Origin of the sequence: Bradyrhizobium sp. B097 (assembly GCF_038957035.1) — a bacterium.
In the GTDB taxonomy this organism is placed as follows: Bacteria; Pseudomonadota; Alphaproteobacteria; order Rhizobiales; family Xanthobacteraceae; genus Bradyrhizobium.
This window is the reverse complement of record NZ_CP152412.1, coordinates 4,978,007-4,991,875: the sequence shown is the minus strand read 5'-3', so window position 1 is coordinate 4,991,875 and position 13,869 is coordinate 4,978,007. Positions and strand designations below refer to the sequence as shown.

Sequence of the window (13,869 nt, the reverse complement as noted above, 5' to 3'; positions counted from 1 at the left end):
CGCTTCGCTCGCAATGACGGAGGAGAGGGCAGCGCGGCTCCATCCGTGTGAGACGCCATGCGATGACCAGGCGTTCGCACTACTCACCCAGCGCCTGCTGCAGCATGCTGGCGAGCTGCGCCTTGCGATAGGGCTTTGCCAGCAGCAGCACGCCCTCGTCGAGGCGGCCGTGATGCACGATCGCGTTCTCGGTATAGCCCGAGGTGTAGAGCACCTTCATGCCGGGGCGACGCTTGGCGACCTCGTCGGCGAGCTGCCGGCCGTTCATGCCGCCGGGCATGATGACGTCGGTGAACAGGAGGTCGAACTTCTCGCCCTTGTCGACCAGTGCCAGCGCGGCGCGGGCGTCGGGCACGGCAATGGTCTTGTAGCCGAGGGCGCCGAGCTGCGTGACCACGTAGTTGCGCACCAGCTGGTCGTCTTCCACGACCAGGATGACTTCGCTGCCGCGCCGCGGCGGCTCCGGCGCAGGGGCCTCGACCTCGACCTGGCCGCGGGCAGGGGGCAGATAGAGCTTGATCGTGGTGCCGTGGCCTTCCTCGCTGTAGATCTTGATGTGGCCGCCGGACTGCTTGACGAAGCCGTACACCATGCTCATGCCGAGGCCGGAGCCCTTGCCGACTTCCTTGGTGGTGAAGAACGGCTCGAACACCTTGTCCTGCACCGCGTGCGACATGCCGGTGCCGGTGTCGCTGACCGCGAGCAGCACGTAACGGCCCGGCGTGATGTCGGGGTTGACAGCAGCATAAGCGTCGTCGAGCACGATGTTGCTGGTCTCGAACAACAGCTTGCCGCCGTTCGGCATCGCGTCGCGGGCGTTGATCGCCATGTTGAGCAGCGAATTGGCAAGCTGCGACGGATCGATATGGACGCTGGCGACATCGGGCGCGAGCACCTGATCGATCTCGATCTGCTCGCCCAGTGTCGGCCGCAGCAACTTGGCGATATCGACCACGGTGCCGTTGATGTCGACGGTGCGCGGCTCCAGCGGCTGGCGGCGGGCGAAGGCGAGCAGATGCTGGATCAGCTCGCGGCACCGCTCGGCGGCGCGGTCGATCAGCTCGGCGGTTTGCGCAAGCTTCGGCTGGCTGCGCAGGCTGTCAACCAGCGTCTCGGTGGTGCCGGTGATGACCGTCAGCATGTTGTTGAAGTCGTGCGCGACGCCGCCGGTCAGCTTGCCGATGGCGTCGAGCTTCTGCGCCTGTTGCAGCTTGTGCTCGGTTTCGCGCGAGGCGGTGATGTCGTGATAGATCAGTGCCGCGCCGGTGATGGTGTCCTCGCCGTCGCGCAGCGGCCGGCCCGAGACCACGAGGTGAATCTCCGGCGCGCCGCGCACCGGCCGGGCGACGAATTCCAGCCCGTCGAATTCCTCGCCGCGCAGCGCCTTGGCCGAGGGCATGTCGTTGGCCAGCATCGGCGTGACGCCGTCGGCCTGGAACACGTTGCTCATGGCGCGCAACTGCCGGACCGTCATGCCCGGCTTGTAGCGCAGCATCTTCTCGGCGGCCGGATTCGAGAGCAGCACGGTGCCGCCGCCGTCGATCACCAGCACCGCCTCCGCCATGCTGCGGAACGTGGTTTCCATCACCGAGGTGGAACGGCGGAGCTCTTCGAGCGCGGTGCCGAGATCCTTGGTGCGTTCGGCCACCTTGCCCTCGAGCGACAGATTGGTCGCCTTGGTCGCGCTGAGCGCGCCCTGCAGTTCGCGGCTGGCGCGCCGGGCCGCCAGCGTCAGCGCGACCGCGAGCAGCAGGATCATCACCACGCCGGCAAGGTCGACCGCCAGCAACAGCCGCCCATTGGTCTTCGACCGTTCGGTGCGAATCCCGAGCAGGCGGCGCTCTTCAGTGACCAGGCGGTCGAGCGCCGCACCGACCTGGTCCATCAGCGCGCGGCTCTCGCCCGCGGAGATCAGCGCCGCGGCGCCGGCGGTGTCGCCCGCCGTGCGCAACCTGATCAGTTCGGCACCGAGCGCAACGGCGCGCGCGACGTCTGCCCTGGTGCCCGTGATCAGCCGCGCTTCCTCCGGGGCCGACTTCACCGCAGCCATCAAATCGTCGAAGGCGGCGGTGAGGGCGGTGCTCTGCTGGCGAAACTCTTCGGCGAAGGAGGCGTCGCCCGTCAGCGCGAACCCGCGTGCCGCGCTCTCGACGCCGCGCGGCAGCGAACGCGCATCCGAAATGCGCTTGAGGATGCCGAGTGCGTGATCGACCGAATCAATCTCGCTGCGCGACTTGACATCCAGCCCGATCGACGCCGCGCTGATGACGAGGAGGATCGCAAGGCCGCTGCCGAGGATGAGACGCTGGGAAGTCATCGACGATTAGTACGAGCAATTATTTGGAAAGACGAGCAGAAGGAGCGGACTTCGCAAGACATTCGTTAACGGCGGCAACCAGCGCCTGCGGGGTAAACGGCTTGCGCAGGCAGGCCGACGCGCCGAGCTCGATCGTCATCCGCAGGAAATCCGGCGCACGGTCGGCATTGGCGAAGGCATAGCCGGACATCGCGATCACGGGAATATGGGGCGCGCGCTCGTGGAAGACGCGGATCGCCTCGAAACCGCGCATATGCGGCATGAAGACGTCGACCAGCATGACGTCGAACGACGCCTTGTCCAGCGCGCGCATGCCCGCTTCACCGCCATCCGCGACGGTGACGTCGAAGCCCTGGCGCTGCAAACACACCTCGATGGCGACGCACACCATCGGGTCATCATCGACCACGAGAACGCTCGGCACGATGCATCCTCTTCCTGCGGCCTCGCGTGCCGGCGACTCGCTTGGCCCGTCTGCCGATTAAGGCGGAACCTAGACGGAAAGTCTGTATCATAGAATGCATATGCTGTTTGCTGACAAGCAGATTTCCAGCTAGCCCTGACACCATCACTTGTATTTGTCCGCCCACATTACGACGGGTCCATGACCGCAGTTCCAGTCGCCGGCCGCGCCCCGCTGTCACCGCTCGGCCTCGCATTCCTGGTGGTCGCTTCGACCGGCTGGGGTCTCAATTTCCCGATCATGAAGTTCCTGCTCACGGAGTGGCCGCCGTTGTCGTCGCGCGGGCTCTGCGGCGTGGTCGGCGCAATCGCACTCGCGCTGGTGGCGGTCGCACGCGGACAGCCGTTGCGCATCCCCAAGGGCATGTGGTTGCGGCTTGCGCTGGTGTCGACGCTATCGATCGGCGGCTGGGTCGCGTCGATGGGCCTGGCGCTGATCTGGCTGCGGGCCAGCGAGGCGGCCGTGCTCGGGATCTCGATCCCGGTGTGGGTCGCGCTGGTGGCCTGGCCGGTGCTCGGCGAGCGCGTGTCGCTGCCGCGTGCGCTCGCGCTTGGCGTGGCGCTCGTCGGGATCGCCGCACTGATCGGCGGTGGCGGTCTTGACGCGAGCCTCGGCAAGTTGCCGGGCCTCCTGTTCGCGCTCGCCGGCGCGGTCTGCGTTGGCCTTGGCACGGTGCTGACCAAGTTCTTCAAGCTCGCAATGCCGCCGCTGTCGCTTGCGGCCTGGCAGCTTGCGATCGGCTGCGTGCCGATCGCGATCGCCGGCGTCCTGATCGAGCAGCCGCAGCTTGCGGCGCTGTCGCAATTCGGCTGGGCGTCGATGCTCTACATGACGCTGATCCAGTTCTGCCTTTGCTATGTCTGCTGGTTCGCGGCGCTGGAGCGGCTGCCCGCGGCGACCGCGTCGATCGGCACGCTGCTGGTGCCTGTCGTCGGCGTGCTGGCGGCGGCGGCCATGCTGCGCGAGCCGCTCAGCACGAGCGACATCGCGGCGCTGGTGGTGACGTTCGCAGCCGTCGCGGTGGCGTTGCGGACATGAAAAAGGGCGGCGTTGCCGCCGCCCTTTAGCTCCTGGGCATGATCTCCGCGCAAACGCGTTCCGCGTTTGTCGCGAGGGAAAACCGCTTCGCACTTTTCCGGATCATGCCTTCAGGCATTGAGGCCGTTACGGGCAGGGGTGCCGCAGGCCGTCAAAGCCGAGATAGGTGCCCGAACCCGGGTCGTAGGACCTGTAGCGCTGCGCGCAATAGCTCGCGTCGCCGCCTGGAGCGGCTTCCACGGCGACAGGCGCGCTGTCGTCGTAATAGCCGTAGCTGTCGTCATAGTAGCTCGGGCCGTAGCCGTAATAGCCGGAGCCGTAATACGCACCCGAGGCGAGGGCGCCGCCGACGACTGCACCGGCCACTGCGCCGGGCCAGAACCCGTTGCCGCCACGGTGATAGCCGCCATGCCAGCCGCCACCGCCGCCGCGCCAACCACCGCCACCGCCACCGGCCCACTGGCCGCCGCCACCACCGCCATGCCAGCCGCCGCCACCGCCCATCGCAGCACCACGGCCGCCGCCAAAGCCACCACCGCCGCCGCCGATATGGCCTCCGCCACCTCCGCCGCCGCGCGCACCACCGCCGCCGCCCATCGCGCCCATCTGCGCGGCAGACTGGGCGAACGAAACGGTCGGCGCCACAGCCAACGGCAGCGCAAGCGCCAGCGCCGCGGCGGTGCTCAGAACCTTCATATTGATCATTTTGGACTCCATTAAAGCGGACAATGTCTAACCATCTCTGCCGTCAGACGTTCCTGCGCTCGACATTGATTGTCCGTCATCTTGGCTTGACCGGCGGCGCATGTATGGCGGGTGAACAAAACTCCTCGTGACCGCGTCATTTGGTCGCCAAAGGGCCCGCAACCCGGACCCATTCCGGGAGTGCCGGGCTACCTTGGGCGCGGCTGGACATTTGGAGATTCAGGTGGCATCAGAGCCGGACTGCCTCGAACCGACCGGCCACGCATGAAACAATTCCTGCTGAAATTCTTCACCTGGTGGAACGGCCAGACCTTTGGCACGCAATTGTGGACCTCGCGCTACGGCGAGCTGGTCGGCGAGGACGGGCAGGGCAATCGCTACTACCGCACCAAGGGCGGCGAAATCGATCCGACGCTGCATTTCGAGCGCCGCTGGGTGGTCTATAACGGCTATGCCGAAGCGTCCCGGATCCCGGCCGGCTGGCACGGCTGGCTGCATCACACGGTTGATGTGCCCCCGAGCGAGGAGACGTACGCGCCGCGGGAATGGGAAAAGCCGCATCTGCCGAACATGACCGGCACCGCGCAGGCTTACCGTCCGTCTGGCTCGACGCTGGCGAGCGGCCGCCGCCCCAAGGCGACCGGCGACTATCACGCCTGGACGCCGGGAAGCTGAGCTTCACGCATTGTTGTTTCTGCCGTGCGCGTGCGTAACGCCGCGCGTGCAGCGCACGCGCGCCTGTGGACAACGGTAACAGCGGGGACAGGTAGGCTGCTGCCGATGCTGGCCGCTTGCGCCGCGCACGTCTTCGCGGCTCAATGAAGCCATCTTACGGAGATGGGAAACCATCGCGTCGGATCGGGCTCCAGATCGCGACTGTCCCGATGTGCAGCGGCCTCCGAGTTGGATGCGGCCGGGAGATAGGCCCCCGGTGCAGACGTCCTGAAATCGCCCGCAAATGTGAGGCTACCGTGAGACAGGAAGGGCCGCTCGGGAAACCGGGCGGCCTTTTTCTTTCGCGGGACGGCTGAAGGCGTCACGGCGCCCCCTTGCTTTGGGCAAACGGCCTCGCAACGTCGCGAACGCAGTTGGCAAACACTTGCGCGACCGGGCTCAACATTCGGCCCTTCAGGGTGAAAATCGCCGTCGGCAGATGCCATCGCGGCAATGCGATAGGCAGCGCCTTGAGCAGATCAGTTCCGGGACCGAATCGCAGCGCCGAGCCCGGAACGAGCGTGAGATAGCGTCCCGTGGCGAGCAGGCTGATGCGCAGGTGTAGCGAGTTGCTGAAGATCGTTGCGGTGGGGATCGGCAGATTCGCGGCACGGAATGCTTCGACGAACGGCGACCCGGATTCCGCTTCCAGCGTCGACAGGATCCACGGTGCGTCGACGAGCTCTGAGAGCGTCAGCTTGCGGCGGCGCGACCAGGAGCTTTGCGGGCCGGCGACGACGGCTAGCGGCTCGTAGAACAGCGGCTGCATGTCGAGGTCGGAGTCCGGTGTCTCCGTCAGCAGCCGCGAGATCACGATTTCGCATTGACGCTCCCGGAGCAGGTTGAACTGATGGAGCGCAGTGCCTTGCTCCAGCCTGACGCGCAGACGCGGCAGGCGCTTTGACAGCCGCTCGATGGCTGCCGGCACGAGGCCGGCGGCCCACACCTCGGTGCAGGCAATGCGCAGCTCGCCCGCCTGGGGGTCGGCGAGAAACGCGATCTCCTCGACGCTTTGCCGAAGTTCATCGAATACCGCGGTGCCACGCTTGAGCAGCGCCTTGCCGAACAGCGTCGGCTCGACGCCGCGAGCCGTGCGGTCGAGCAGTGTCGCGCCGAGCATGTGTTCGAGATTGGCGATCGTGCGCGAGATCACTGGCCGTGAGATCGCCAGCCGCTCGGCAGCCTTCGCCATGCTGCTCTCCTCGACCACCGTCATGAAGACGTGGAGGTCGCGAGGCTTGAGAAAACGTCCAACCCTGTCGGCCCAACGCATATGACGTACCTAAAAAGCTACCGGCCTGTCGAATAATCGATCTTGTGGATACTCCTGTTTTCACGCTGACTCCAGCTCCGGGCCTGAAGTCTTGGCCCGGACCCGCTCGATACGCAGGAGATGGTGATGGGGCATATTCGCGTCGCAGCCACGGCATTTGTATTGGCAATGAGCGCCACGGCCAGCGGCGCGGCCGAAGTCGCCGTTCTCAGCACGCCGACCATGAAGGGTGCCTTCAATGAGCTAGCGCCGGCCTTCGCCCGCGCAACCGGCCATACGCTTGTCCTGACCTTCGAAGGCGTGCCGGTGCTCAAGCGGCAGATCGAAGCGGGCGAGAAGTTCGATGCCGCCGTCTTGCTACCAGCGGCGCTTGATGATCTTGCCCGGCTGGGTAAGATCGCCGCGGGTTCGCGATCGGACTTCGCTCGTACGGCTGCCGGTGTGGCGATCCGCGCCGGTGCGCCGAAGCCTCAGGTCGCCTCCGTCGATGACCTCAAGCGAACATTGCTGGCGGCGAGATCGATCGCCTATTCGAGCGACAGCGTGAGCGGAAGCTATTTTCTTCGCTTGCTCGATCGCCTCGGAATCGAAGGCGAAGTGAAGCCGAGGCTTTTGGCTATCACAGGACGGAGCCCGGTCGATGCCGTCGCGCGCGGCGAAGCCGAGCTCACGGTGATTACCGTGCCGAACATCATCGGGGTCGAGGGCGTCGCTCTCGCAGGGCTGCTTCCGGACGAGTTGCAGAACTACACCACCTTCAGCGTCGGCATCAGTGCCGGCGCCGGCGAGCCGAAGGCCGCCGAGCAGTTGATCGCATTCCTGCACTCGCCGGCGGCGGTTGCTGCGATACGGAGCAGGGGATTGGAGCCCGTTGTCCCCTGAAGCTCTGCGCTCGCGGCCGACGGCAATTGTCGCGAGGAATGATCAGGACGCCCCCTGGCCGACCCGCGCCGCGGCGCGGCTCATCAATTCGCCCCGGCGCGCATGTGCCGGTCCCATCCGCTCCTTCATGAAGGCGAGGATCTCGGCCGGTGCGGTATCGGGCGAGCCGGCATTGAACGGCGGGGCCGGGTTGTATTCGAGCCTGAGCTGGATCGCTTCCGCGGTCTTGCGATCGACGAGCTCGGACACCAGCGTCAGCGCGAAATCGATGCCGGCGGTGACGCCGCCGCCGGTGAAACGGTTGCGGTCGACGCAGACGCGCGTCTTGGTCGGGATGGCTCCGAAGCCCGCCAGGAAATCGATCGCGCTCCAATGCGTGGTGGCGCGATAGCCCTGCAGCAGACCGGCGGCGCCGAGCACCAGCGATCCCGTGCAGACCGACGTGACGTATTTCGCTCCCTCGGCCTGCTTGCGCAGGAAGGCGAGCATCTCCTCGTCGCCGACCATGTCGTCGGTGCCGAACCCGCCGGGCACGCAGATCACGTCGAGCTGCGGGCAGTCGGCAAAGGTCGTGGTCGGTGTCAGGACCATGACGGAGTCGGTCGGAACGGGCTCGATCCGTTTCCAGATCAGATGCACCTTGGCGCCGGGGACCGAGGAGAATACCTGCAGCGGGCCGGTCAGGTCGAGCTGGGTCACCTTCGGGAAGACGAGCAATCCAATCTGCAGGGGTTCGGACATCGGAGGTCTCCAAATAGCGCTTGACGGAACCACGATGCCATGATGGCCTCTTGTCCAAAATGGCGTAATTCCCTCATTTTCGGACGTCGACCCCGTCTCCGGTGATTTGGCATTACGAGGATTTGGCAGATGATCGGCATCCTGATCTTTCCCGACTTCCAGCTGCTCGATGCGGCCGGCCCGATCGCGGCGTTCGAGATTGCGGCGCGCTTCGCCAACAACCCGCCTGATATCAAGACGATCGCGGTGAAGGCCGGGCCGGTGCGCTCTTCGTCCGGCGTCGAGATGCTGGCGCGCGGCCTCAAGCCGTCGGCGGCGATCACGACGCTGATCATCGCGGGCGGCAACGGCGTGGGCACGCCGGCAACCTGTCCGACCACGCTGTCATTCGTGCGGCGGATGGCGAGCCGCGGCATCCGCGTCGCCAGCGTCTGCTCGGGCGCCTATGTGCTGGCCGAGGCCGGCCTGCTCGACGGCCGCCGTGCCACCACGCATTGGCAGCGCACGCCGCATTTCGTGAAGACCTATCCGAAGGTCAAGCTCGAGCCGGACCAGATCTTCGTCCGCGACGGCAACATCTGGAGCTCGGCCGGCATCACCGCCGGCATCGACCTCGCACTCGCCATGATCACCGAAGACTACGGCGACGAGGTCGCGCAGAGCACCGCGCGGCAACTCGTGCTGTATCATCGGCGCAGCGGCGGGCAGTCGCAGTTTTCCTCGCTGCTGGAATTGAAGGCGCCGAACGGCCGGTTCGGGCCGCTGCTGGCCTGGGCGCGCGAACATCTCGATGCGCCGCTGACGGTCGAGGACCTCGCCGACAAGGCCGGGATGAGCTCGCGGCATTTCACCCGCGCCTTCATCGCGGAGACCGGCACCACGCCATCGAAAGCGGTCGAACGGTTGAGGATCGAAGTCGCGCGGCAGCGCGTGCAGTCGTCGGGCGAGGCGATCGAGCGCGTCGCGGAGATCACCGGCTTCCGCGATCCCGAACGGATGCGCCGCGCCTTCATCCGCGCCTTCGGCCAGCCGCCGCAATCGCTGCGCCGGGCATCGCGCGCGGGGTAGGTCGTGGACTTGCGGAAGCTCCCGGTATTATGGCGCTAACGCCACAAGCGGATTATGCAATGAGAATGTACACCAGCGCAGCGGCAAGCAATGCCGCCCAAACCAGCGATGTGCGGAAATAGAGTAGGTCTCGGTCCATGCGAACGAGTCTAAGCAACTCGGCTGACACAAGCCTTACAGGCCTGGATTTGGCTTTCCGGCGCGATTGCAACAGGTGAAAATCGGGGCGCCCTTATCGTATGCCAGTGAGCATTACAGCGGCGAATAGTGCAGCGCCGATGAAGCGAACACAGCTGCCGATGAGAACCGTCGCCAAACTCACCGGCGCTGCCGGCAGAGGCAATTTGAGTTTGGGACAAGCTCGTTGTCCAATCTCACACGATCCATGCTGTCTTTGTGCTGAACCAGCGCGAAGGTTCCTGTGACCTACGTTAAGTGGGCGTTGGGGACCAAGGAGGTTCAAAATGACAAAGCATCGAACGATGACCGGGTTCGTGGCCGTCGCCCTGCTGGCTGTCACTGCAACCGCCGCGACGATCAGGTCGCATCTGCCCCGGACCGAGGGCGTTGTCGTCTCCGACACGGACGCGCTCCCGGCCAAGGATTTCAGCGACCGCTGGTCTCCGATTTCCGCCTTGGCTCCGGCGACGGACATGGCCGAGCGCGCACCTGATGTGCGCTAAACGGGTCATTGACGTCGATCCGGCCCATCGCGGACACGCCGCGTGCAGAGATTAGCGCAGCACAAACGCCCCGCCGAAGCGGGGCCGGATGTTGAACGACTTGATCTAGAACCACTTGATCCTGAACGACTTGATCTCAAACGACTTGGTCTTGAATAGAACTAACGGTTCCGCCGCGCCGGAATAGCGCAGCCATTCACCTACGCTCGATCAGCACACACGCTGAAAAATCCACGGATGGCCGAGCACGAAACCTGCCCGAGCCAGAATATCAGTTGCTCAATGTGTCGGTCGCGATCTTCTTCTTGAGTGCTTCGCAGGTATTCCTGACCTCCGTGGTCATCAACGAGACGGCTTCGATCTGCAGGAAAAAACGCTTGCCCTGATCGCGGTAACCCGCGGCGAACTCCTTGATTTCCGCGATCATGTCGTGGACACCCGCCACCATGACCTCGCAGTTCTTGGCGGCCAATTGCAGTTCCGTTCCAAGGGCCTCGATCTCTTTCACCGCCGCTTCGTATTCGCGCACGACCGCCTCGGCCGATAGCTTGCCCACCTCGTTGACGCCGTTGCGGTGCTCGACGTAGTCCGGCATCGGTGAGAGCGGCCGAATGTTGCCGCGTGGTCGATGCGAACTCACCGTGTCGATTTCGCCCTCCGTCGTTTCCAACGGGGCGCGGGCGAGGACTTCTGCACTAACACTCATGCGAACGCTCCATAAGTTGTTACGGCGAATGGAGTTTAGCAATGTCAACGGATTTGTCTCGCTTTTCCACAAGTTTGAGACAGTCCAATTGTGCGTCGCAGCATGGCGAGTTCCGCATTTGCTTCAATGCGGCGCGTCGGGATGCCAGCCGAGCAGGGCCAGCATCACGAAGAAGCCGACGACGTAGGCCACCATGATCGGCCAGCCCTGGGTGATCCAGCGGACCACCGACTTGGCTTCCGGATACATGTTGGACACCGCAACGCCCGCGGACGACCCGAACCAGACCATCGATCCGCCAAATCCGACCGCGTAGGCGAGAAAGCCCCAGTCGTAGCCGCCTTGCCTGAGCGCCAGCGCGGTCAGGGGAATGTTGTCGAACACCGACGAGATGAAGCCGAGCCCGAGCGCGGTCTGCCACGATGCCGCCGGCAGCTTCTCCACCGGCATCATCGAGGCCGCCGTCACCAGCGCGAGCAGGAACACGGTGCCCTTGAACGTCTCGGGCATCACCGACCAGTCCGGCCGCCGCAGCAGCGAGGTGACGAGGATTGCGGCCCAGACCGCGAGCCCGAGCACGGGCAGCGCGTCCAATAGCGCGGGGAATTTCAGATTGGCCGTGACATTGGCAGTCAGCGCGGCGAGCAAAATCACCGCCACGATCGCAACCCGGGCCCAGTCGATGGAGAGGCCGGACGGCGCATCCTTCACGATCGGGGAATAGCGGTGCTGCTGCAGCGAGGCCGGCACCGCAAACACCAGCATCGCCACGATGGCGGCGACATAGGCGTCGACGACGGTGAGCGGGCTGACGCCGTCGATCCACATCATCGTGGTCGTGGTGTCGCCGACGACGCTGCCGGCGCCGCCGGCATTCGATGCGGCAACGATGGCCGCGAGGTAGCCGATATGGACGCGGCCGCGGAACACGGAGCGGGCGACGGTGCCGCCGATCAGCGCCGCCGCGATATTGTCCAGGAAAGCCGACAGCACGAACACGATCACCAGCAGGATCAGTCCGCCCTTCCAGTCGTCGGGCAGCAGCGCCGGCATCTCGTCCGGGATGCGGCTCTCCTCGAAATGCCGCGACAGCAGCGCAAATCCCATCAGGAGCAGGAACAGGTTCGCGAGCGTGACCCACTCATGCTCCATCTGGTGCACGAGGCCGGGCACGCCCGCGCCGAACCTTGCGAAGCCCGTGAATAGCAGCTTGTAGGCGACGATCGCGGCAAGGCCGGTCAACGCCACGGCGAGCGTATGGTGATGGAAGATCGCGACGCCGAGCAGCGTCAGCGCGAACAGGATGAAATCGAGCGGGATACCGTAGACGAGGATGGGCGTGAACAAGACGATCTCGATGGCTGGAGTGCCCGGTGGCGCGAAGCGTGTCCGGCCGCACTATCGCGCGGCGCGGGGAACTTCAAGGCGCGCTAACGCCGCAAGCTGCGCGCGCCATGCGCTCCGGGCCTCGATCGAGGGGACGACGCTGCAGGCGCGTCGCCCCGATCGGATCGCTAGCCCAGCGTCTTCAGCCAGGCGCTGATCTCGGTCACCGCGACATTGGCCTGATTGAGCAGCTTGCCCATGGTGAAGAAGCCATGGAACTGGCCGGGGAAATGCCGGCAGGTCACGGGCACGCCGGCATCCTTGAGGAATGTCGCATACTCGTCGCCTTCGTCGCGCAGCGGATCGGCGCCGGCGGTCAGTACATAGGCCGGCGGCAATCCGGCAAAGCTTTTCGCGCGCGCAGGCGAGGCGCGCCAGTCGCTGTTGTCGGCGTCGCCGAGATAATGGTCGCCGAACCAGCCGATCACCGAATGCGTCAGCAGGATGCTGGTCTCGGGCTCGCGATGCGAGGGATGTTTGCGCGAGAAATCGGTCGCAGGATAGACCAGCAGCTGGGCCGCGAGCTTCGGTCCGCCGGCGCGGGCGGTGAGGGCAACCACCGCAGCCAGATTGCCGCCGGCGCTGTCGCCGCCGACAATTAGACGCGCGGCATCGATGCCGAGATCCCCGGCGTTGGCCGCAACCCATTTGGTCGCGGTGACGGCGTCGTCCACCGCGGCAGGGAAGCGGTGCTCGGGCGCCAGCCGATAATCGACCGAGATCACGATCAGCTCGCCCTCATGGGCGAGCTTCTGGCAAACCACCTCATGGGTATCGAGATCGCCGATCACCCAGCCGCCGCCATGGAAGAACACCAGGCACGGCGCGAGCCCGTCCTTCTTGCGCAGCGTCTTCGGCGTGTAGATGCGGGCCGGGATGGTGCCGTGCGGCGCCGGGATCGCAAGCGGCTTGCTCGATTCAAGCGCCGGCGGCTCGGGATTGGAGACGATGCGGGCGGCCCGATAATAGTCGCGCGCTTCCGGTGCGGTCAGCGATTCATAGGCGGGGCGGCCGGCCTCCTGGAAAGCCTTGTAGACGGCGGCGGCATCGGGATCGAGAACGACGGGCATAGGCAACGAACCTTCTTGTGATGCTGAAATGAACTGTCAGGCGGCGGTGCGGCCGCCGTCGACAGTGTAGGCGGAGCCGGAGACGTAGCTCGCCTCGTCGGAAGCGAGGAAAGCGACGATCGAGGCGACCTCGCTCGCGAGGCCGAGCCGGCGTGCCGGGATGCGGTCGACGATCTTCTCGACCGGCGGCGGCGCGTTGCCGCCGGAACGGCCCTGCAGGATGGTGCTCAGCATCCGGCTCTCGATCATGCCGGGGCAGACGCAATTGACGCGCACGCCGGTGCCGGAGCATTCCCAGGCCGCGCTCTTGGTCAATCCGATCACCGCATGCTTGCTGGCGCTGTAGACCGCGATCATCGGCGATCCCATCAGGCCGGCGATCGAGGCGGTGTTGATGATGCTGCCCTTGTTCTGCTTCAGCATGACAGGCAGCACATGCTTCATGCCGAGGAAGACGCCGACGACATTGACGTCGAGCACCCGGCGAAAGCTCTCCAGCGAATATTCCGGGATCGGCCTGATGTCGCCCTCGATGCCGGCGTTGTTGTAGAAGGCGTCGATGCTGCCGAAGCGGTCCACGGCGGCGCGGACATAGTCCTTGACCTCGTCCTCATCGGTGACGTCGGCGGCGATCGCGAAGGCCTCGGCCGAGGCGGGGAGGTCCTTGATGGCGGCCGCAAGATCCGCCTCGTTACGGTCAACCGCGACAATCCGCGCCCCGCGTTCGGCGAGCAGTTGGAGCGTGGCGGTTCCGATGACGCCGGCAGCCCCGGTGACGACGGCAACCCGGCCGTCGAGCCTGATGCGATCTGGCATGTTTGGG

14 protein-coding genes are annotated in these 13,869 nt (G+C 65.5%); 5 read left to right on the top strand and 9 right to left on the bottom strand.

Going from position 1 to position 13,869, the window contains the following annotated elements; all coding sequences use genetic code 11:
- Positions 1–79: 79 nt before the first annotated feature.
- On the bottom strand, positions 80–2,317 hold the full coding sequence (locus tag AAFG07_RS23475) for a CHASE3 domain-containing protein (RefSeq protein ID WP_342722253.1): 2,238 nt from the start codon (positions 2,315–2,317) through the stop codon (positions 80–82).
- A gap of 19 nt (positions 2,318–2,336) precedes the next feature.
- Positions 2,337–2,741 (bottom strand): response regulator, encoded by a 405-nt coding sequence (locus AAFG07_RS23470; RefSeq protein ID WP_342722252.1) that lies wholly within the window; start codon positions 2,739–2,741, stop codon positions 2,337–2,339.
- A gap of 180 nt (positions 2,742–2,921) precedes the next feature.
- Between AAFG07_RS23470 and AAFG07_RS23465 the strand changes: the two genes are divergently transcribed.
- Entirely contained in the window at positions 2,922–3,818 is an 897-nt protein-coding gene (locus AAFG07_RS23465) for a DMT family transporter (RefSeq protein ID WP_342722251.1), read from the top strand.
- Between the two features lie 126 nt (positions 3,819–3,944).
- On the opposite strand, the gene AAFG07_RS23460 is transcribed toward AAFG07_RS23465, so the two are convergent.
- The gene (locus tag AAFG07_RS23460) at positions 3,945–4,523 is read right to left on the bottom strand and encodes a BA14K family protein (protein WP_342722250.1); all 579 of its coding nucleotides are present in this window, start codon (positions 4,521–4,523) and stop codon (positions 3,945–3,947) included.
- 264 nt (positions 4,524–4,787) lie between these two features.
- Between AAFG07_RS23460 and AAFG07_RS23455 the strand changes: the two genes are divergently transcribed.
- Positions 4,788–5,198, top strand: coding sequence for an NADH:ubiquinone oxidoreductase subunit NDUFA12 (locus AAFG07_RS23455; RefSeq protein WP_342722249.1), 411 nt, complete (start codon positions 4,788–4,790; stop codon positions 5,196–5,198).
- A gap of 361 nt (positions 5,199–5,559) precedes the next feature.
- Here AAFG07_RS23455 and AAFG07_RS23450 read toward each other — a convergent pair whose 3' ends face one another.
- The gene (locus AAFG07_RS23450) at positions 5,560–6,429 is read right to left on the bottom strand and encodes a LysR family transcriptional regulator (RefSeq protein ID WP_342722248.1); all 870 of its coding nucleotides are present in this window, start codon (positions 6,427–6,429) and stop codon (positions 5,560–5,562) included.
- Positions 6,430–6,636: 207 nt separating this feature from the next.
- Between AAFG07_RS23450 and AAFG07_RS23445 the strand changes: the two genes are divergently transcribed.
- Entirely contained in the window at positions 6,637–7,392 is a 756-nt protein-coding gene (locus AAFG07_RS23445) for a substrate-binding domain-containing protein (protein ID WP_342722247.1), read from the top strand.
- A gap of 42 nt (positions 7,393–7,434) precedes the next feature.
- Here AAFG07_RS23445 and AAFG07_RS23440 read toward each other — a convergent pair whose 3' ends face one another.
- Complete coding sequence (locus tag AAFG07_RS23440; RefSeq protein WP_342722246.1) at positions 7,435–8,133, bottom strand: DJ-1/PfpI family protein; 699 nt, start codon at positions 8,131–8,133, stop codon at positions 7,435–7,437.
- Positions 8,134–8,262: 129 nt separating this feature from the next.
- Here AAFG07_RS23440 and AAFG07_RS23435 point away from each other — a divergent pair, with 129 nt between their 5' ends.
- Entirely contained in the window at positions 8,263–9,201 is a 939-nt protein-coding gene (locus AAFG07_RS23435) for a GlxA family transcriptional regulator (protein ID WP_342722245.1), read from the top strand.
- A 464-nt stretch (positions 9,202–9,665) separates the two neighbouring features.
- Positions 9,666–9,884, top strand: coding sequence for a hypothetical protein (locus AAFG07_RS23430; RefSeq protein ID WP_342722244.1), 219 nt, complete (start codon positions 9,666–9,668; stop codon positions 9,882–9,884).
- A 271-nt stretch (positions 9,885–10,155) separates the two neighbouring features.
- On the opposite strand, the gene AAFG07_RS23425 is transcribed toward AAFG07_RS23430, so the two are convergent.
- The 4 genes from AAFG07_RS23425 to AAFG07_RS23410 form a co-directional block, all read right to left on the bottom strand.
- Positions 10,156–10,590 (bottom strand): hypothetical protein, encoded by a 435-nt coding sequence (locus AAFG07_RS23425; RefSeq protein WP_342722242.1) that lies wholly within the window; start codon positions 10,588–10,590, stop codon positions 10,156–10,158.
- Positions 10,591–10,713: 123 nt separating this feature from the next.
- Positions 10,714–11,937: an SLC13 family permease gene (locus AAFG07_RS23420; protein WP_342722240.1), complete on the bottom strand. Its 1,224-nt coding sequence runs from the start codon at positions 11,935–11,937 to the stop codon at positions 10,714–10,716.
- 167 nt (positions 11,938–12,104) lie between these two features.
- Positions 12,105–13,046 (bottom strand): alpha/beta hydrolase, encoded by a 942-nt coding sequence (locus AAFG07_RS23415; protein WP_342722239.1) that lies wholly within the window; start codon positions 13,044–13,046, stop codon positions 12,105–12,107.
- A gap of 36 nt (positions 13,047–13,082) precedes the next feature.
- Positions 13,083–13,862, bottom strand: coding sequence for an SDR family oxidoreductase (locus AAFG07_RS23410; protein WP_342722238.1), 780 nt, complete (start codon positions 13,860–13,862; stop codon positions 13,083–13,085).
- Positions 13,863–13,869 lie beyond the last annotated feature (7 nt).